This window comes from Proteus sp. fly-1008, assembly GCF_040140305.1.
GTDB lineage: Bacteria > Pseudomonadota > Gammaproteobacteria > Enterobacterales > Enterobacteriaceae > Proteus > Proteus vulgaris_B.
Genome location: NZ_JBEEWH010000001.1, coordinates 1 through 18,699, shown reverse-complemented (window position 1 = coordinate 18,699; position 18,699 = coordinate 1). Strand labels below are relative to the sequence as shown.

The 18,699-nt window shown below is 30.2% G+C and carries 23 protein-coding genes; 9 read left to right on the top strand and 14 right to left on the bottom strand.

Annotation, left to right across the window (positions count from 1 at the left end; translation table 11 throughout):
* Positions 1–5 precede the first annotated feature (5 nt).
* The 5 genes from ABN256_RS00115 to ABN256_RS00095 all read left to right on the top strand — a co-directional run bounded on the left by ABN256_RS00115 (position 6) and on the right by ABN256_RS00095 (position 5,090).
* Positions 6–440: a universal stress protein gene (locus ABN256_RS00115; protein ID WP_072070415.1), complete on the top strand. Its 435-nt coding sequence runs from the start codon at positions 6–8 to the stop codon at positions 438–440.
* Positions 441–757: 317 nt separating this feature from the next.
* Complete coding sequence (locus tag ABN256_RS00110; RefSeq protein WP_196553190.1) at positions 758–1,138, top strand: DUF2628 domain-containing protein; 381 nt, start codon at positions 758–760, stop codon at positions 1,136–1,138.
* A 177-nt stretch (positions 1,139–1,315) separates the two neighbouring features.
* The gene (cyaB, locus tag ABN256_RS00105) at positions 1,316–1,882 is read left to right on the top strand and encodes a class IV adenylate cyclase (RefSeq protein WP_196553191.1); all 567 of its coding nucleotides are present in this window, start codon (positions 1,316–1,318) and stop codon (positions 1,880–1,882) included.
* Positions 1,883–2,197: 315 nt separating this feature from the next.
* Entirely contained in the window at positions 2,198–2,797 is a 600-nt protein-coding gene (gene nqrE / locus ABN256_RS00100) for an NADH:ubiquinone reductase (Na(+)-transporting) subunit E (RefSeq protein ID WP_196553192.1), read from the top strand.
* Positions 2,798–3,491: 694 nt separating this feature from the next.
* On the top strand, positions 3,492–5,090 hold the full coding sequence (locus ABN256_RS00095) for a methyl-accepting chemotaxis protein (RefSeq protein WP_197269325.1): 1,599 nt from the start codon (positions 3,492–3,494) through the stop codon (positions 5,088–5,090).
* A gap of 66 nt (positions 5,091–5,156) precedes the next feature.
* Here the strand turns inward: ABN256_RS00095 and ABN256_RS00090 are convergent, their stop codons facing one another.
* On the bottom strand, positions 5,157–5,894 hold the full coding sequence (locus tag ABN256_RS00090; RefSeq protein WP_072070420.1) for a phosphatase: 738 nt from the start codon (positions 5,892–5,894) through the stop codon (positions 5,157–5,159).
* Between the two features lie 301 nt (positions 5,895–6,195).
* Here ABN256_RS00090 and ABN256_RS00085 point away from each other — a divergent pair, with 301 nt between their 5' ends.
* Positions 6,196–6,630 carry a type II toxin-antitoxin system HicB family antitoxin gene (locus ABN256_RS00085; RefSeq protein ID WP_196553194.1) on the top strand — a complete coding sequence of 145 codons (435 nt, stop codon included), beginning with the start codon at positions 6,196–6,198 and terminating at the stop codon, positions 6,628–6,630.
* 86 nt (positions 6,631–6,716) lie between these two features.
* Here ABN256_RS00085 and ABN256_RS00080 read toward each other — a convergent pair whose 3' ends face one another.
* The 4 genes from ABN256_RS00080 to ABN256_RS00065 form a co-directional block, all read right to left on the bottom strand.
* Positions 6,717–7,580, bottom strand: a complete 864-nt coding sequence (locus ABN256_RS00080; protein ID WP_196553195.1) for a lipase family alpha/beta hydrolase — start codon at positions 7,578–7,580, stop codon at positions 6,717–6,719.
* Between the two features lie 186 nt (positions 7,581–7,766).
* Positions 7,767–8,111 carry an antiterminator Q family protein gene (locus tag ABN256_RS00075; RefSeq protein WP_072070423.1) on the bottom strand — a complete coding sequence of 115 codons (345 nt, stop codon included), beginning with the start codon at positions 8,109–8,111 and terminating at the stop codon, positions 7,767–7,769.
* 276 nt (positions 8,112–8,387) lie between these two features.
* A complete protein-coding gene (map, locus tag ABN256_RS00070; RefSeq protein WP_115349605.1) occupies positions 8,388–9,164 on the bottom strand; it encodes a type I methionyl aminopeptidase in 777 nt (258 codons plus the stop codon).
* A 12-nt stretch (positions 9,165–9,176) separates the two neighbouring features.
* Positions 9,177–9,374, bottom strand: coding sequence for a ParD-like family protein (locus ABN256_RS00065; protein ID WP_072070424.1), 198 nt, complete (start codon positions 9,372–9,374; stop codon positions 9,177–9,179).
* A 529-nt stretch (positions 9,375–9,903) separates the two neighbouring features.
* Here ABN256_RS00065 and ABN256_RS00060 point away from each other — a divergent pair.
* A complete protein-coding gene (locus ABN256_RS00060) occupies positions 9,904–10,443 on the top strand; it encodes an AAA family ATPase (RefSeq protein WP_197269327.1) in 540 nt (179 codons plus the stop codon).
* A gap of 43 nt (positions 10,444–10,486) precedes the next feature.
* On the opposite strand, the gene ABN256_RS00055 is transcribed toward ABN256_RS00060, so the two are convergent.
* The 4 genes from ABN256_RS00055 to ABN256_RS00040 form a co-directional block, all read right to left on the bottom strand.
* Positions 10,487–10,732: a hypothetical protein gene (locus ABN256_RS00055; protein ID WP_072070426.1), complete on the bottom strand. Its 246-nt coding sequence runs from the start codon at positions 10,730–10,732 to the stop codon at positions 10,487–10,489.
* A 42-nt stretch (positions 10,733–10,774) separates the two neighbouring features.
* Entirely contained in the window at positions 10,775–11,029 is a 255-nt protein-coding gene (locus tag ABN256_RS00050) for a hypothetical protein (RefSeq protein ID WP_349438884.1), read from the bottom strand.
* 449 nt (positions 11,030–11,478) lie between these two features.
* On the bottom strand, positions 11,479–12,009 hold the full coding sequence (locus ABN256_RS00045) for a dihydrofolate reductase family protein (protein ID WP_196553198.1): 531 nt from the start codon (positions 12,007–12,009) through the stop codon (positions 11,479–11,481).
* Between the two features lie 204 nt (positions 12,010–12,213).
* The gene (locus ABN256_RS00040; protein WP_072070429.1) at positions 12,214–12,495 is read right to left on the bottom strand and encodes a DUF5339 domain-containing protein; all 282 of its coding nucleotides are present in this window, start codon (positions 12,493–12,495) and stop codon (positions 12,214–12,216) included.
* Between the two features lie 982 nt (positions 12,496–13,477).
* Between ABN256_RS00040 and yedE the strand changes: the two genes are divergently transcribed.
* A complete protein-coding gene (yedE, locus tag ABN256_RS00035) occupies positions 13,478–14,563 on the top strand; it encodes a YedE family putative selenium transporter (protein WP_196553199.1) in 1,086 nt (361 codons plus the stop codon).
* The gene (locus ABN256_RS00030; protein ID WP_196553200.1) at positions 14,553–14,804 is read left to right on the top strand and encodes a putative Se/S carrier-like protein; all 252 of its coding nucleotides are present in this window, start codon (positions 14,553–14,555) and stop codon (positions 14,802–14,804) included. The genes yedE and ABN256_RS00030 overlap by 11 nt, the downstream gene beginning before the upstream one ends.
* A gap of 183 nt (positions 14,805–14,987) precedes the next feature.
* On the opposite strand, the gene ABN256_RS00025 is transcribed toward ABN256_RS00030, so the two are convergent.
* The 5 genes from ABN256_RS00025 to ABN256_RS00005 form a co-directional block, all read right to left on the bottom strand.
* Positions 14,988–15,209 (bottom strand): HP1242/YdcH family protein, encoded by a 222-nt coding sequence (locus ABN256_RS00025; RefSeq protein WP_072070432.1) that lies wholly within the window; start codon positions 15,207–15,209, stop codon positions 14,988–14,990.
* A 253-nt stretch (positions 15,210–15,462) separates the two neighbouring features.
* Entirely contained in the window at positions 15,463–15,804 is a 342-nt protein-coding gene (locus ABN256_RS00020) for an immunity protein Imm33 domain-containing protein (RefSeq protein ID WP_115349600.1), read from the bottom strand.
* Positions 15,805–16,381: 577 nt separating this feature from the next.
* Complete coding sequence (locus ABN256_RS00015; protein ID WP_196553202.1) at positions 16,382–16,558, bottom strand: hypothetical protein; 177 nt, start codon at positions 16,556–16,558, stop codon at positions 16,382–16,384.
* A gap of 149 nt (positions 16,559–16,707) precedes the next feature.
* Entirely contained in the window at positions 16,708–17,166 is a 459-nt protein-coding gene (locus ABN256_RS00010; protein WP_072070434.1) for an anti-virulence regulator CigR family protein, read from the bottom strand.
* 472 nt (positions 17,167–17,638) lie between these two features.
* Positions 17,639–17,974 (bottom strand): c-type lysozyme inhibitor, encoded by a 336-nt coding sequence (locus ABN256_RS00005; protein WP_197269330.1) that lies wholly within the window; start codon positions 17,972–17,974, stop codon positions 17,639–17,641.
* Positions 17,975–18,699: the final 725 nt, after the last annotated feature.

Below are 18,699 nucleotides of genomic sequence, written 5' to 3'. Positions count from 1 at the left end.
CCACTATGACAAAAACAGTGTTAGTACCCGTTGATTTTACAGAGCTTGGTTTATTGGACAAGGTTGTTTCTCATCTAAAAGCATTGTCTGTCGCTGACAAACTGAATATTCATTTTTTATCTGTGATCCCAAGTTATGAGTCTTTTGTTGGATTTGCATTTGCAGGCCAAGACAGGCTAGCAAGTGACAAACAACGTATTGAAATTGCGTTATCTACGCTAAAAGAAAACTTATCGCATGTTGATATTTCCAACAGTACCTCTCAATTTTATGTTTCCATTGGTAATCCTCGCGATAAAATTTTAGAAACAGCGAAAAAAATTCAAGCCGAATTAATTGTCATCGGTTCTCGTAACCCTGGCATGAAAACTTATCTCCTCGGTTCTACCGCATCATCTGTTGTTAGCTATGCTGAATCATCAGTATTAGTTGTCCGTTAATTACTTTATTCTCTTATAAGAAATCTGGTATAAGCCATAAACCAGATTTCTTATTCTTTATTCCGCAAAATTAACTCAAAATAATATTTTATTTTATTATTCTTATTTTTAAGAGTAATTATTAACAATATATCTTTAAACAATAAGATTATTATTAAAAAACAAGAAGAAAAAAGAGTGTATTAACAGTTACTATACAAACATATATATTAATAATTTATTAATACTTTTATATTGTTCATCATGTGAATTTATGTAAAGATACTTTTCCTACTATAAAAAACCAAGTGTAATCAATATCGGTAAAAGGAATTAACATGAATAAAGAGTATTCTGAAAAATGGCAAGAGCGTTTTTCATTTTTTGATAAATATGGCTCACCTAAAACCCCTGAATTTAAAGCTGCTTATAAAGAACTATCCTTTGGTAAACGCATTCTCATTGGAATGAATATCTGGGCCTTTTTCTTTGGTTTTATTTATTTTCTTATTTTAGGTTTGTGGCGTAAAGCATTAACATTATTTGCCATTAACATTGCTATTTTTACTATTATCGGTTTCTTACCTGTAAATAATGGTGTAATCAATGCCATTGGTATTGCCATTAATATTTTGTGGGCAATGACAGCTAACTATGCTTATTATTTAAAAGAAACTAAGAATGATCAAAGCTGGAACCCTTTTGAAGGTGTTCTATAATAATTTTTCTATAGTAATATCAAAGGGGTAATTTACCCCTTTAGTTTTTATATTCCTCTAATCCTTTTTACTACAACACTACAATACCTTCTATTTCCTTCATAAAAATTCATTTTCCTAATCAGAGAAATTCTAGTCAATGCTATAATACGTTAACTAGAAATCAGGGAAAAAATTATGTCGAATCATTTTCAAGGTAAATTTGAAGCAGAACTAAAATATCACCTTCAAAATCCAGAAAAATTTATTGCAGTGTTAGAAAAAGCAGGTGCAACCTTATTTACGCCTAATAACCAAGAAACAGATTGGTATATGGAACATTCCGATCTCAAATTCCCGACATCAAACATAAGTTTATGTATAAGAAAAATGTTACCTTCGGGTATAAACCTTCTTATCGTTAAAGGTCCTGATTTATCACAATGTGAAGCAGTACGGATAGAAGATGCAGAAAAAACAGTCTCCATGTTTACCACGCTAGGCTACCACTGTATTCTCAATTATACCAAATCAAGAGAAATCTATTTTTTAGACGATTTTCATATCACTATTGATAAATTAGACAATCTAGGGTCATTTGCGGAATTCGCTATTATGACTGACGATCAAAGTAAACTCCCTCTCTATACAAAACAATTACAAAATTTAGCGACAAAGTTTGGATTTACAGAAAAACATCTTGAAAAAAATAACTATAAAAAACTGATGTTGGATAGCTTAAAGAGACAACTTAATTCAATTTAAAGATATTCTTTCTATCACTTATTCAAACACCGACATTATAACCACATCCTAAATATCGGTGTTTTATCTTGCCTAAGATTATTTACCTCACGTAGTAAAAAAATAGAAAAAACCTTTCTTGATACAAATTTAAATTGAATGCCTTTTTTATGGAGATTTTCTTAAACTTTTTCTTTATTTTTTCTTTAATAACGTTCAGCTTTAGGCTAAAAATGCCATTCAGATCCAATTTAAAAGATATTTTTGTAATACCACTTATATTAATGTCATGTTTTTATTACAATTAATAAAAAAAATACACTAATAGGAGGGATTATGCTTGAAAATTACCTTAACATCTTCATTAAGGCAACTTTTATTGAAAATATGGCATTAAGTTTTTTTTTAGGAATGTGTACTTTCCTTGCTGTTTCAAAAGAAGTAAAAACATCATTAAAACTAGGACTCACAGTTACAGCTTTACTTGTTATTGCCACTCCAATCAATAACTTAATTTATAATTTTATCTTAAAAAAAGATATTTTAGTGGAAGGTATCGATCTTAGTTTTCTAAGATATATTACTTTCATTGGTGTTTTAGCTGCATTAGTTCAAATATTAGAAATGTTTTTAGATAAGTTTATCCCTTCACTTTACCATTCATTAGGGATCTTTTTGCCTTTATTAACTATTCATTGCGCTATTTTTGGTGCCACCATTTTTATGGTTGAGCGTGATTATACATTTTCAGAATCAGTTATATACGGTGCAGGTTGTGGCGTAGGCTGGTTACTAGCAATCGTCTCCCTATCTGGCCTACGAGAAAAAATGAAGTATTCAGATATTCCTAAAGGGCTAAGAGGATTAGGTATCACCTTTATCACTGTAGGGTTAATGTCATTAGGTTTTATGTCATTTTCCGGCATTTCACTTTAAAAAAACATTGAATATCATTTAATTCAAATTTTCATACATCACAAATTTTATTGAAAAAATGACATAAACTATAAACGGAAAGCTTACATTTTCCGTTTATAGTATTTTTATCTATTTTCTTTCTAATCCCCAATTTCTTCTTACCTATTTTAATTCGCACAATCACATAAACACTTCTTATTTATGCTTATAATAATAGAAAAATTAATCTTATTTATTGCTCTTTACATCATAAGTGTTTTTTTATTTTACAAATAGAAGTATTTACATTATTAAAATCTTATTGTTTAAATCACAAACCATTAACTCACATTAAATCAATAATAAATCAACAGGTTATCAATAAGTTATTAAAGATAAAAATTTTTATACTATCTCTTTATTTTTTCAAATTTTAACTCTTAAATTAAATTTAATGAAAATCAATACGTTACATCTCTCAATCATTCATTTGAAAAATTTATTAATAAGAACAATAAATAACCATAAAGAATATTTATAAAATGCCGATACTCTTTTTTAGTATTTGAAAAAATCAAAAGGATATATGGCATTAAATCAAAGAGTGCTCTAAAAACATAACTTTACTCGTTTTTAGCCATTTTTTGTCTATACCAATTACAGGAAGTAAAAATAAAACTTAAAAATCAATAAATTGTACATTTATATTTTTATAAAAAGGAAATAACTATTCATGTTTAAGAACTTCAAACAACGTTATTTACCAAACGTCTCTTTTAGTATGTCGAATTTAAAAACAACCACCTTAGTTTGGCTTATAACGGGCTCCTTAATTTTACTTCTTGGTTTAGCCTCTGTTTTATTTCTTTCATCCGTAAATGATTACAAAAGAAACTTAAACACACTAAATAATATCTATAATGAACAATTACTACTAACTAACACCTGGGAAAATTTGCTACAAACTCGTAATACCTTAAACAGAGCAAGTTCCCGTCATTTATTAATTATTAATAAAATGGCCACTGCAAATACTGATATTTCATCTTTATTGCAACAAACTAAAGAAAAGCTTCAAAGTGTTGAAACCGCTTGGAGTCGTTTTAAAAATATTCCTCATAACATTAAGGATGATAGCTATATTCAACAATTAGAACAAAAATATACTGAACTTAATGCTGCATTAATTGAATTTTTAGCCTTCTTAGAACAAGGAAAAACATACGAATATTTAAATCAACCAACACAAACCTACCAAGATAATTTTGAGCAAGCATACATCAGCTATCATCAACAACTACAAAGTCATTACACTGCATCATTAAATGAAGGTGAGTTACTGTATGATAGAATCATTTATAGTTTAATTGTAATTACAATCCTTATTGTTATTTTTTCTTTTTTAGTCCAGATCGTATTACGAAAAAACTTTATTTCACCTTTAAATGCCATAATGAAGAATATTGAAGATATTAGTAATGGTGAGTTAGCAACTAATGTCTCGACAAAAGGCCTATTTGAAATAAACATCCTCACTAAAAATATTGAAAAAATGCGAGATCAAATAAAGCAGATAGTTAATAACATTAATAGCAGTTCAGGACTTATCAATTCAGAATTAAATGATATTTCTATTATGAACAATAATCTTGCTATTCGTGTTGAGCAACAATCAGCAGCTGTACTTGAAACATCCGCAGGGATAAGACAGTTAAGTGTGACCTCAAAACAGCATGCAGAAAATACCCAAGCATCATGTGAACTTGTGACTAAAACAGATTCAATGATCCATCAAAGCAATGAAATGTTAGCTAACGTAGTTGAAAATATGCATGAAGTCGTCTCTTTCTCTGAACAAATTAATGATATTACATCAACAATTGATAATATTGCCTTTCAAACTAATTTATTAGCGTTAAATGCTGCTGTGGAAGCCGCTAGAGTGGGTGAACATGGAAGAGGATTTGCTGTGGTTGCAAAAGAAGTCCGTGAATTATCCATTAGCTGTAATTTAGCATCAAAAGAGATAAAAGTACTTGTTGCAAATTCAAGTAAAAAAATAAACCAGTGTTTTCAATTAGCGGCTGACGCAAACGATAATATGGTGGATATTTCTAAACATACTGAAAACATCAATGAAATGATCCACGATATATCAATCTCAACCAATGAACAAAGTAACGGTATTGCTCAAATTGAAGATGCTATAAACCAATTAGATCAAACAACACAAGCTAATGCCACAATGACAAGGGAGCTAGTTAATTCACTAGACTCCCTACAAACACAATCAAACCGATTAAAACAAGAGTTAACTGTTTTTCATCAATAAAAAATGCTAACTAACTCAATAGAAAGCTATCTTAGGATAACTTTCTATTGTTCATATATTAAAGTATTAAAAATGACTAAATTCAGGGATCGCCTTCTTGCCATGTGATTTTAAAAAATCTAAAACTTTCCTTGGAGACGTATTTAATATGCGTTCTTCAGGAAAATCTATTTGAGTTAATACTTCTAATACTCGATCAAATTTTCCTAATGATGAAGCAATATGAGAATCAGATCCTAGTGCAATTAATCCACCTGCATCACGCACTGCTTTAGCTATATCTATGCAGTTTTTCTCACTTCCTACTCTAGAATGAATAAATGATGAATTATTCATTTCTAAAGCAACGTTACTAGCAGCGGCTACTTTGGCAACTTCGGTAATATCGATGGGGTATTTAGGATTTCCTGGATGGGTTATCATTTGAACAACACCACTTGTTATTGTCGCGATTAAAGCCTTTGTATTATCCACAATACCCATTGAGCTCATAACCGGATCGTGAAAACCAGCAAGCACGATATCTAATTTCTTACTCATTTTTTCACTGCAGTCCGTTTCGCCTTTTATATTTTTAATATTTGCTTCAATACCATAAAGTATCCCAACACCATCAATCATGCGGGGGATCACGGGTAAATTAGAAAAATGCCATTCATGAGGAGCATCATCCATATCAGGACCATGATCAGTAATTGCAAATAATTTAATTCCCTGCTTTTTAGCTTGCTGAAAATATTCACTCACCGTACTGTAAGCATGTGTACTGGCAATTGTATGAGCATGTAAATCAACGGGATACATAAATAATTCCTTCATAAAAAAGCGCTATGATCATCTATAAGATAGTTCTTCTTCAAATATAGGACCTACCTAAAATCGATGAGCTACAATAACAAAAATATGAAATAACTTATAAGATGCTATTTTTATTTTTTTCTTACATTAGTAAGAAATGAAGATAAACTTCGATAAATATGCTTTAATCTTCAACATGTTATTTAATATTAATTAGATAATTAATGTTTCACTTTAGTACTATACACAATAATTATGAAAACACATTGTATAATGCTTTTTCATTTTAACTTTACAAAGGCTAATTATGTTCAACTATCCTGCAGTCGCTCATTTTGATGAAGAAAGTGAAACCTACGAAATTACTTATCGTGATTTTGATAATATACATGCTGTTGCTTACACGGAAGATGATATTGAGCTAGAAGCCTCTGATATTTTGCATGTTGGTCTTGAAGAGTTTATTTCAAGTAAAATGCCTATTCCTGCGCCATCAAAAGCACAACCGGGTGATTTTATTGTTTACTTACCACTTATCAGCTGTTTGAAAATCGCGCTTCATAATGCAATGCTGGAAACTAAAACAAAAAAATCAGATCTTGCAAGAAAGATGAATTTAACTAGCGCACAAATAGAACGCCTATTTGAAATTAATCAAACATCAAAAATTGATAGCTTAGAACAAGCTCTTTATTTATTAGGCTATGGGATTTCTGTTAGCGTTTATAAAGACAAAAATTGATAATGCTAAAGATAAAAATGGCTCTAATAAAAATTAGAGCCATTAGTTTATATTATTTTACAATCCACAAATCTTGTTATTAGATATTATAACTTTTTGCTTGCTAAAAATTTGGCATGATTAGTATAAATCGCAATAATATCTTCACCTCGCCCCACTAATCCTGCAACTTGGTTAACCATATCAATGTGATCTTCAGCATAATCATCCTTAATTAATTTACCTAATCGCATACTCGTTCGACCAACTAAGCCATCATTTTGACGCTCAATGAAAAAAGCACTTAATACACGCATTGCTGCATGAGTCGGATCCAGTAAATTACCTTTTTCGCCCGCAATGAGTCCTTGAATATAACTGCCAAATGAGTAGTAATGTACGCCATTAACGACTTCTTTACCTTCACCACCACGAACTTCAGGTAGCCCTTGTGGATATTTTTTATTAAATTCAGTTACGTTTTCAGTCGTTAATGCTTCTAATGCAGCGATAGCATCTTGCGGGTTGCCACGATTACCAGAGAATGTAGAAATAATTGTACCAATGGCTTTCATAACAGCATCTGCGATATATTCAGGTACACTATCTTTACGCATAATACGTCGTACTAAGTCAGCAATTTCTGAACCGTGGTTTACACCATTAACAGAGGTCACGGAGGCGATATTTTTAGCATGTTTCGCCGCAACATAACGACAAGCTAATGGACCTTGGCTATGACCAATTAAATTGACTTTTTTTGCCTTCGTTTCTTTAAGAATTTTTTGCACAAATTCCCAAAGTTGCTCACCACGAACTTCGTTAGAATTAAATGCAGAAAGAGATGCTGTAAAGACTTGATGCCCTTCTTTTTCTAATGCATCCGCGATACCGTAAAAGTATGGGTAACCAACGATATCATCAAAGCCAGATAAACCATGAACTAAAATAATTGGATATGTAGTTGACATATTTTCCACTCCTTGGGGTTAAGTTAATTATTTGCTAAACATCCTATTAGCAATACTTACAACAATCGGTAAAATACAAATTTATAATATAACATCATATTTTGACACTTTATTTGTTATAAGTGATTATTAGAATAATCTAAAATTTACGATCGTAAAGTCATATTTTTATCAATTTTATATTTTTTAATTATCACCCGAAAAAATCAACATACCCTCTATCAAACCTTCTGCTTTTTTTAACTTTTTACCAATATATGTATCCGAACATTTTTCATTTTTTGCAAGCTCAATAAAAGTTTTTCCAAAAACATAATAATTAATAAGTAACTGATAATTTTCTATATTATGCCTCATTAGTCTTTTCATTAAATCATTGATTATATTTGCTTTATAATGAGAGCATTGTTTTCGTTGCTTTATTTTTTCCGGTATAACTTCTTTTTTGTTTTTAGTTAAAAAGTAAACAGCAATATGATCATTAGCAACCCATGCTCCCCACTCTTCAAGTATTTTTGAAATATTCTTCATATTAACATCCTTATTTTTCCATATAGTGATAATCGCATCCCGCAATCATTTAAAACACCTATCTAATTATTAATAGGTATTATAAATATAATAGCAAAAATTTAATTTACAACTGTATTTAATAAAGATATGAGGTTAAATGCTAGAACTATTAGAGGATATGTAAAATCTAAATATAACTTGGCTATTTTAATTAAAAATCAGATTATCTTTAAGTTATAAAGAATTTTATTCTGTTTTTTTCTTAAAATAGCCAGCTATATTAAATATTAGCGATTATGGTAATGTTTCTTCAGGTCGTAAAGTCAGTACCTCGTACCCATTCGAAGTAACCAAAATTGTATGTTCTGACTGTGCCGATAATTTTTTATCTCTCGTTACCACAGTCCAACCATCTTTTTTAGTTTTTATTTTAGCCCCCCCCTGATTAATCATTGGTTCAATCGTAAAAGTCATACCTTCTTTCAATTCAATACCTTGCCCCTTAATACCATAATGTAAGACTTGTGGTGCTTCATGCATTTCTCTACCAATACCATGTCCGCAATATTCTCTTACAACACTATATCCATGGCTTTGTGCAAAGCTTTGAATTGCATGACCAATATCACCTAATGTTGCTCCCGGTTTAACTTCCTTAATACCTTCCCACATTGCTTGATATGTTGTTTTAGCTAATTTGCGTGCAATAGGAGATGCCTCTGGCATAATATACATTTTACTAGAGTCGGCAATAAATCCATTCTTTTCTAATGTGATATCAACATTAATAATATCTTTGCTTTTTAGTCGTTCGTCTGATTTTGGTACGCCATGACAAACAACTTCATTAATTGATGTATTTAATACATACTCGTAACCATACTGGCCTTTACTTGCTGGTCTTGAGTGGAGTTCATTAATAATAAAATCTTCCACTTTATCATTGATTTCTAACGTAGAAACACCAGGCATAATAAAGTCATCAAGCATTGTAAAAACTTGCGCTAACAAACGTCCAGATTCACGCATTAATTCAATTTCATCAGACGTTTTGATTGTTATTTTATCCATATTCCTTTCCTCTTATTCTGCTTGTTGCTTGATAGCTTCTTTTTCCAGCATTTCGTTAATAATCATTGGAAATGTTTTCTCTGGATTTAACTCTGCTTGGATACCAATTTTTATCCAAAATTCTGCCTGAGCATTAACAGAACGAGACATTACATTACTTGCCTTTCTCAAATACTCATGTAATTCATCAGAGATTTTTACAATACCCACGCTAATCCTTATATACAAATCATAATGAAACATATACGTTCTATAATAGAATCAATTACTGGTGCTTTCAATTGCTATTTAGTTCTAACATAGGCATAAAGTGCTCAAATAAAGGAAAAAGAGTAAATAACACTCAAAATAAAAGGTCATATTTTTACTTTTTTATATTTCAATGAGTTTATTCAGAAGTACTTAGTAATTTTTATATGACAAAGAGAATAAACGTTATATTATTTTTTGCGTAACGCGAGTTAAGGAAATTTATATGAAACTATCATCGCTGTTGATTGGTTAGATGTTATTAGCGGTACAGTAGGCTTATATGAAAATATGGGGGCTTGTTAAGATATGGAAAAATTTTATTTATTTAAGAGTTTAGAGCATATTAATTATAATTTTTCTTTTTTATGTTATTATTCTCTGACTTTGTTTTTTATTACCACGCTTATCACTATTCACATTCCTTCTATCCTTTCAAAAAAATATTATTTTATATTCTATTAACAATAAAAAATTTTTAGGAGTTATTATGTCTAAAAAACCATATCGCATTATATTAACAGGTGGCCCAGGTTCAGGAAAAACCACATTAATTAATACGCTTAAAAATAAAGGTTATTCTTGCTCTTTAGAAGCAGGTAGAGCCATTATACAAGATCAAATGCTTATTGAAGGTAATGGATTACCATGGATCGAGCCTGAAGCTTTCGCACAATTAATGCTAAGTTGGGAATTACGTTCATGGCATGAAGCAACCAACACTGAAGCACCTTATTTCTATGATAGAGGCCTTCCCGATATTGCAGGCTATCTATTATTGTGTGGATTGCCCATTCCCAAACATCTTAACAATGCAATAATGCTATTTCGCTATTCAAAAAATGTCTTTATTGCTCCACCTTGGCCTGAAATCTATACGCAGGATGAAGAAAGAAAACAAACAATAAAAGAAGCAAAGGAGACTTATTTAGCAATGCTAGAAGTTTATAAAAAATATAATTACAGTTTGATTGAGTTACCAAAATTAACAATAGAGAATAGAACTAATTTTATTATTAATAAGATTTAATATTAGCCAGTAAGATATTACTGGCTTAGATAATAATAAATTCTTAGTAAGAAGCCATAATTTTTAGATCTGGTTTCTCCCCTCGCATTATAGCTCGTTGTTGTTCATGAACTGCCTCATTAATGGCTTTTTGTTCCCCTGGCGTTCGTGTATTTTTACCGCAAACTAATGTTGAACACACCGGGCTACCTATTCTATGGCTCCCTGAAGTACCCGTACTAAAAGTCACATTATCAGTTGTACAACCTAATAATAGAAAAGATAACAATAAAGTGATTACTATGCGCATAATTTTCCATATAAAATTAAATTTTAAATTGATATTGCAGTATTAATAGGCATCAAAAGTATAATGTGGCTTTTGTATCCACTTAAATTCAACTGTTTGTTTTTTTTCATTCCAAATAGGTTCAGGAACGGGCATCGTAAAGCTTATTTTTTGAATAGGCTTCATTGTTGAATATTCATTATTTCTATATTGATTATTTACTGATGATTTTGACTCATTTAAACCCACTTTAAAAAGTTGTCCAAATTTACGATTATCTTCTTGTACCTCTAATTCAAACCGCGATTGTTTACCCAACATAAAAACCAAATTATTATTTATCGAGTTATTATCAGGTCGGTGACTATCTTTACTAGATCTATTAACTGGTTTGTTATTGCCAATTAATTTCTGACTCGTGCATCCCACACAAAAAATTAAAGATGATAAAAGCAATAAAAAAAAATGCATAAATTAAATTCAATAAGAAATAGGAATAACAATTATTTCATAAAATACATTTACTAACAAAATAATTTTCTCTTGCATCATAAAAAAAGAGAATATATCTTTATAAAAGATAATATTAAATAGCTAAAACTAGAAACCACCTCAGATAATGATAAAAAAGCCAACATAAGTAAAATAAATAGAAAATATACCAATTCATTCACTCTAAAAATGATTACTATAAGTATATAAGGTGCAATTATCAACATAAAAAAGGCATTAATAATAATGCCTTACATTCTAATTATAGGGTGTTTTTATTTTCTTTTATAATGAGATTTAACTAGAGAATCCCTATATATTTCAGTTTTATAATGAACAAACTCTATCTTATTATTATTTGGGATAAATAATGGAACCCCATGACCTAATAAAATAGGTATTTTTGTTATTATTAATTCATCAACAAAACCTTCATCAATAAATCCTTGGACAGTTTTACCACCATCAATATACACTCGTTTATAATTATTTTGGTTAAGTCGTTGTATTATTTCAGATACATTTCCTGACATGATCTCAACATTATCTGGTAATGACGTAGATAATCTTTTAAGGGTGTGGCTTAACACAAAAACAGGCTGCGTATAAGGCCAATCGATATCAAAGCTCATTATAGTTTCGAATGTCGTTCTTCCCATAACAATAGCATCAATTTCATTCAGAAAATCTGCAAAACCAAAATCTGAATTTTCAGGATTTTCAATATCGGTAAGCCAATCAATATTACCTTGTTTATCGGCAATATAACCATCTAAACTTGTGGCGATATAAACGACAATATTCATTTACTATACTCATTATTCCGAATAGGAACATCAAGTTAACATTTATTGAATAAGATTTAAAATGGAATATAAAAAGTGAAGTGATTAAATTTAAGGTATGTTTAATTATTTGAATTTGAAAGCTTGTTAAAAATTAGCTATTAAAAATTATAAAAAAGCCTTACAAATGCTTAGATTTATAAGGCTGCTGAAAATCAATATCGTTTATTGACCTGCTGACATTTTCTTCATTTGTTCTAAAGAATCTAATGCTTGTTTACAAGTACTTTCTTGAACATCTTTAGGTAATGCTGCAAATTGTTCTTTCGCCTGAGCATACTGTGCTTTCATTGCTTCAGCTTGAGCTTTAGTTGCATCATTTTTCGCCATTAACTCAACATAAGAGTCTGTTTCTTTAAAATAATCTTCACATGCTTTAGATAAATCAGCAGAAACAGCAACAGAAGAGATTGATAATAAACCCAATGCTAAAATAAGCTTTTTCATAAATATCCTTTAAGTATTGTTAACAGTTAGAAAGTAATTTCTATTATTCTTCTTAAGTCGGTATTATCTCAAAAGATAATAAAATAGGGATAAGTATTATCTTAATTAAAAAATAAAATTTCATCTAATAATGATTGGAATAAAAAATAAAATCAAAATATGATAATTGAAAATTAGCTTATCATTTTCAGTATTAACTATATATATTAAATTATTCTTTTTAAATTAAAGGGTTATTTTTATAAATTAATAATTTAATTTTTTAATTATAATGTTCGTATAACGATAATGCTCGATAAAATAATACCTAAAAATCATTGATAAGATAGACTCGTACACTTGCAATAATTTTAATGGTGACCTTCTCCCTGAAAATAAAATTAAAAAACTAGGAATAGTACGTAAAAGATAAATAAATAGGCTTGCATTTCTTACCCTAGCTTGTAGCTAAAAACTAATTAATGATATCTGAATAATGAATAATGAATAATGAATAATGAATAATGAATAATGAATAATGAATAATGAATAATACACTTTCATACCGTATTATTACGGATTAGTAAATAGTAAATAGTGAAAATTTTTAAAAAATCGAACGTGTTTTGACTCAAAAACTCTCATCTTCTTATTATGTCTAAAATTCATGGGTAATTATGAAAAATATCATTATTTATGATAAACAAATATAATATAAAACAAAAAACAAAAAACAAAAAACAAAAAACAAAAAACAAATTAAACTAGAATTAATTATTTTAGTCTCAACTTAAAAATCAAATGTCAGAATAATTATACACAACAAGTTATTTAATTTATTATTAACTTATTATCAATTAAATTAACAATTTGATTTTTTTCATAGAGTTTATTTATTTTTCCGTGATCTATATAAAAGGATCATGCTTCATTTTTATATATAGTTGCCCGTACTTAATAGGTTCTATTAGTCAGGGGATTACCCCGCCAACGGAGGCATTTAATGTCTATAAAATGGGTTTTAATCATATCTGGAATTGTTATTGGTGCTATCGCTTTACTTCTTGGTATTAACGGAAATCCCCCTAATATGGGTGTTTGTGTTGCTTGTTTTATTCGTGACAGTGCAGGCAGTATGGGATTACATAATACTGAAACAGTACAATATCTTCGCCCTGAAATATTCGGTTTCATTCTCGGTTCATTTGTAGCGGCTTTACTATTCAAAGAATTTCAATCAAAAGCTGGATCAGCGCCAATTATTCGTTTTACATTGGGCTTTTTAATGATGGTCGGTTGCTTAGTTTTCTTAGGTTGCCCATTAAGAATGGTACTTCGTATTGGTGCGGGAGATTTGAACGCAGTAATAGGATTAGTTGGATTAATAATCGGAATTGGTATCGGAAGCTTATTCGTAAAAAAAGGATTTTCCCTACCAAGAAATTATCGACAATCTCCTGCAGAAGGTTTTATTTTACCCGTTATATGCGTATTTTTATTTGCTTTATTCTTATGGAATAGTGATATTTTTAATTCCAGCGTGAAAGGTCCTGGCGCAAGTCATGCTCCAATATGGATGTCTATTATTGCGGGACTTATTATTGGTTTTATTATTCAACGAACTCGATTTTGTTTCATTGGAATGGCAAAACATGCCTTTTTATCACGTAATTATAATATGGCGTTTGGGGTGGCCGCATTAACACTTGTTGTTCTCTTAGGTAATCTTTACTTAGGAAAGTTTAATCTTGGATTTGAAAATCAACCAATTGCTCATAGTGATGGACTATGGAATTTTCTTTCTATGGTGCTTGTAGGCCTTTGTGGTGTATTTATCACCGGTTGTCCATTGCGCCAACTTGCCAATGCTGGGCAAGGCAATTCCGATGCTGCAATTAGTGTATTAGGTATGTTACTTGGTGCTGCTTTTGCTCATAATTTCTCTTACGCCTCAAGCCCCACTGGGGTTACAGATAATGGCAAATTCATTGTCATTATTGGCCTATTAGTTACATTTATTGTTGGTGTCATTTATACTTATGCCGCAAATAAAATAAACCACCATGAGACTAATAAAAATGACGCATAATTATTTATTCCTCTTTCATGAACAATATGCAGTCAAGAAACTTCACCATCAGCTCCAAAAAGATAATTTTTCCTCAAGAATAATTGATGCACCAAGAAAATTATCTTCTGAGTGTGAATTAGCCGTATCGGTTTATTTTTCTAATAATGAAACTTATAAGCATTATATTAATGATAACATTAGAGTTATTTATAAAATAAATTCAGATCGCTTTGATGTGCTTTGGCAAGATAAAATTTGAAGTAAAATATTATTTCAATAATACTTTTTATAGCCTCAATAATGAAAGGCTACATGAGTAGCCTTTCATTGATCAAATAAAACCTAGTGATTATACTTATTAGTATTATTCAAATATAAAAAAACCACCCAGATTTACAAAGGATGGTTTCAATATTTTAACTATTTATAAAATAATTATTTTCTATTCTTCTTCTGGTGGATTTTTGAGGATCTGATGAATTTCCTCTTTTAGTCTTAATTTTTGTTTTTTTAACTCTACAACTTCTTCACCATACCCTCTTCTATCCTTATGTTCCAATCTTACTATTTTATGGTCAAGTTCGTTATGTTGATCAAAAAGAGCGCGAAAATGAGGGTCTGTTTGGCGAAGCTTTGAAATTAAATCACGATATTCTGGAAACATAAATAGCTACCTTCCTTATTAATTGTGAATTAAGTACTCTTTTAAGTCTTACTCAAACTGATTAACCTGTCATTGTCTTTATGTTAAAAATAAGACTAACATCAATTAATATTTATAATTTAAAAATTACTAAATAATTTTCTATTAAACATTTTAATTATGATTATTATACGTAATACATTGAGTTATCTAGCTTTATAAATCCACTTGTTCTTGAACAAATAAAAAAGGATCAATATTTTGTTAACTTTTCCTATTCTGACCAAACATCTTCATAGCCATCTCTATCAATAATAAAGTTATATCCTTCAGGAAGATAAAGATATTTCATTACCTCCGGTAACACTGTATTTAAATGTTCTGTGTGCAATGCTTGGTAAAAATTATCTCTTTCACAATATTCCCCACAATAAAAAAACCAACTTATCGTACTATCTTTAGATCTTTTTATGCGTGTGCCATAGATAGGTGTTAAATTTAAGGTATCTAAAGCAATAGCTACCATCTCTTCCGGATTTTCAGGTAAGACACCATATTTTTTGCATACCCTTTTTTGTTGTTCAATAACATGTAATATCTTATTTTTATTTATCATCATATTCCAAAGCTAAAAATGAGCTCAGTTAAAGTACTTTCCCCGTACAGGATTATAACGAATTCGCCACAATGCACCAAACGCCATAAAAATGAACATTAGTCTATTCAAACAACTAGATACAAAAAATAAATGAATTCAAATAAAAAAGAATAAAAAAACACCAATTCACCTTAAAACTAGACAAAAAGCAGTGTTAACGCATTTTTTGTTGTGAAAAAAGCACTTATTGTTAACTCATAAAATATAAATTCTCTATATTTGTAGTGATCTCTAATAGTTATTTATACCCATCTATTTGAGTCACTAAGCCCAATGCCGCCACATTGGGCTTTTTTATGAAGGATCAGTTGATATTATTTCTCATTACAATAAATTCAAACCTCTTCAGGTTTGTTCAAATGTTGAACTGTAAAATCAATCGGTTTAATCACAAAATGTTTTAATTTTATATGATTTAATCAGTTTCCAGTAAAGTATTACCTAATACTCTGATTTTTTTTATATTTATATTATTATAATTCTTAAGATAAAATAATTATTGCCGACCCAATTCCTTTTTTGCCGGCATCAATAACTATTTATTAGATAGAAGCTCCTGCTTATTAGATAAAAGCTCCTGCTCTTGTAATTTAGAAAGCGCTAACTCTTTCATCCAATCTGCAAGTAATGGTGCTGTTTTTATTGAATCCAATAATGCACGCTCTTTTTTTGTTAAACGAATAACAATAACCTCTGTTTTCATTGTAGACATAATAATTCCCCCATTTATAAAAGAGAAAATATTGGCACAAAACAGTAACAGAAAGGTCTGACTTACACGGTTTTACAAAATCATCATTTAAAGATGTTTTGATAAATTAAAATCCCGCAAGATACGAAATATATTTAGCTTACTGTATTTTAATCAAAAACATTATTAATAATTGAAGTGACTATCGCTGTACTTAATGCGATCAATACCAAATCATTTCCAACAATGCGCCATTCGTAACCAGGATAGTAAGGTAATTGGCTAAGCATTTTTTCAGGAACCATTTTCTTCGCGATACCTGGAGGCAATGGCTTTCCTCTTACTAAATTTTTAGCAATACCAGGGGGTAGCGATGAATATCCAGTAAATCCACCATTCAATGCAATTGCTCTAGCCTCATTATAAGATAAAGAAATTGAGAAAGAGGTTTCATTATCAAAGTGATTATTTTGTAATTTATTATGCCATTTGTTTGGCTTCTCTCCTTGATGCCCTTTATTTTGACCTCTTCCATGCCCATTATCTGGATCAGCATAAGAAGAAACAGATATCATAGACAAACCTATAATCACCAACAATAAATTACTTATTCTAGAAAAAATCCCCATGTCTATAGTCTCAGCAATTAATTTTTCACAGAGTATCCTTCGAGCTACACAACTACCATAAGTAATACTCCTAGAAAAAATAACTGGCAGGTACCATTGTGCTAACTTAGTTACAAATACATAACTAAGTCTTTTTTGTTTCAAATACTCTTACTTCGCATAATCCTGTAATCATGCTCTAACTCTGCAATTCGTTCTCGGAGTAACCAATAGTTTTGGATAGCGGTATCAGTAGGTCGGACTGTGGTTGCAGAAGCCACGCTGGTAGAGGAAGTAGTTATGATTTTGTGATACTCGTCTTTGATATACACCCGCTCAGGACAACACTCATAAATATCATGCAAGCAGGTAATTTCATTCTTAGCATTAACTAACTCCTACCTGTATTGAATATCCAATTGGCTTATACGAAAAAAGGTCACCGAAGTGACCTCTATAAGAACGCTAAATTATTTTCAATAACATGTGTTAATTAGCTAGCTTTGCAACCACTCAATACTGGTTTATCTTTTCCTTCAACTAAATCGGCATTATCACCTTTAGTATAAAGCTTATAGGTGTAATTTTTATTCATTGCCTCATAGTTTGCTCCAGAAGCCATTTTCATAATCTTCATTGGTATCATTTCATCCATTTGATTAATGATTGCATAGCTATCTTTTGCTGTATTTATATAAATAACTTCCATTATTTGATTGTTTTCACATGCATAAGATACTTTCGTTATCTCATCGCCATCATCCGCCATAACAAAACTCGCAGATAAAAGGCTAACAGTAAATACAATACTTTTTAATAATAGCTTCATATAATCTCCTAATACTATTTGATACACACTTCTAATACATCACTAACCAATTTCTTATGATTAATCGAACCCTATATTGGCTTCCATGAGATTTATCCAATTGTAAAAAACCATCATTAGTTTATTGAGCAATAAGGAGATTGTTTTAAGCTTTCCTTAATTTATTTTTAGTTCATTCATTTGTGTAAATAAAACTCTTGGCAAATACTCTTCAAATGACGTATTAGAAACAATCACAAGACCATACATAGATATCCATGTATTCGTTTGTTGTAAGTGCCCTTGAATAAACTGTTTTGCTTTCTCTCACAAATAAACATAACTCTCTTGTGCCCAGCAATAGACCACCGACATCATTAATCTTTTGTGTAGCGATTCGATATTGCTTTTTACCTACGGAAGATATCGTATAAATTAATTGTGTTAATTGTTAAATTTAGCCATCAACCGTATGGATATTCGCCGTTAAAATGACTAAGGTATTTTTTCACTGTCTGTTTCTGTGTGGGAGTTCAAATCAGACGGTAGTCTCTAATATGTTCTACCTACGAACTAGTCAACTTTAGCCTTATAATTTAAATACTCTCACAAAAACAATTAAGGCTACACATTATGCGTAGCCTTAATCTTATTCACATTATCTAACTCAATTAGCTTTTATCTTTATTTTCTATCGCTATTGTTTGTCGTTTTTCTTCTTCGGGTAATTCATACTCAATAGCAAT

Coding starts and splice junctions, on each gene's coding strand:
- ABN256_RS00115 (WP_072070415.1), top strand. CDS start 6: ATGACAAAAACAGTGTTAGTACCCGTTGATTTTACAGAGCTTGGTTTA.
- ABN256_RS00110 (WP_196553190.1), top strand. CDS start 758: ATGAATAAAGAGTATTCTGAAAAATGGCAAGAGCGTTTTTCATTTTTT.
- cyaB (WP_196553191.1), top strand. CDS start 1,316: ATGTCGAATCATTTTCAAGGTAAATTTGAAGCAGAACTAAAATATCAC.
- nqrE (WP_196553192.1), top strand. CDS start 2,198: ATGCTTGAAAATTACCTTAACATCTTCATTAAGGCAACTTTTATTGAA.
- ABN256_RS00095 (WP_197269325.1), top strand. CDS start 3,492: ATGTTTAAGAACTTCAAACAACGTTATTTACCAAACGTCTCTTTTAGT.
- ABN256_RS00090 (WP_072070420.1), bottom strand. CDS start 5,894: ATGTATCCCGTTGATTTACATGCTCATACAATTGCCAGTACACATGCT.
- ABN256_RS00085 (WP_196553194.1), top strand. CDS start 6,196: ATGTTCAACTATCCTGCAGTCGCTCATTTTGATGAAGAAAGTGAAACC.
- ABN256_RS00080 (WP_196553195.1), bottom strand. CDS start 7,580: ATGTCAACTACATATCCAATTATTTTAGTTCATGGTTTATCTGGCTTT.
- ABN256_RS00075 (WP_072070423.1), bottom strand. CDS start 8,111: ATGAAGAATATTTCAAAAATACTTGAAGAGTGGGGAGCATGGGTTGCT.
- map (WP_115349605.1), bottom strand. CDS start 9,164: ATGGATAAAATAACAATCAAAACGTCTGATGAAATTGAATTAATGCGT.
- ABN256_RS00060 (WP_197269327.1), top strand. CDS start 9,904: ATGTCTAAAAAACCATATCGCATTATATTAACAGGTGGCCCAGGTTCA.
- ABN256_RS00055 (WP_072070426.1), bottom strand. CDS start 10,732: ATGCGCATAGTAATCACTTTATTGTTATCTTTTCTATTATTAGGTTGT.
- ABN256_RS00045 (WP_196553198.1), bottom strand. CDS start 12,009: ATGAATATTGTCGTTTATATCGCCACAAGTTTAGATGGTTATATTGCC.
- ABN256_RS00040 (WP_072070429.1), bottom strand. CDS start 12,495: ATGAAAAAGCTTATTTTAGCATTGGGTTTATTATCAATCTCTTCTGTT.
- yedE (WP_196553199.1), top strand. CDS start 13,478: ATGTCTATAAAATGGGTTTTAATCATATCTGGAATTGTTATTGGTGCT.
- ABN256_RS00030 (WP_196553200.1), top strand. CDS start 14,553: ATGACGCATAATTATTTATTCCTCTTTCATGAACAATATGCAGTCAAG.
- ABN256_RS00025 (WP_072070432.1), bottom strand. CDS start 15,209: ATGTTTCCAGAATATCGTGATTTAATTTCAAAGCTTCGCCAAACAGAC.
- ABN256_RS00020 (WP_115349600.1), bottom strand. CDS start 15,804: ATGATAAATAAAAATAAGATATTACATGTTATTGAACAACAAAAAAGG.
- ABN256_RS00015 (WP_196553202.1), bottom strand. CDS start 16,558: ATGTCTACAATGAAAACAGAGGTTATTGTTATTCGTTTAACAAAAAAA.
- ABN256_RS00010 (WP_072070434.1), bottom strand. CDS start 17,166: ATGGGGATTTTTTCTAGAATAAGTAATTTATTGTTGGTGATTATAGGT.
- ABN256_RS00005 (WP_197269330.1), bottom strand. CDS start 17,974: ATGAAGCTATTATTAAAAAGTATTGTATTTACTGTTAGCCTTTTATCT.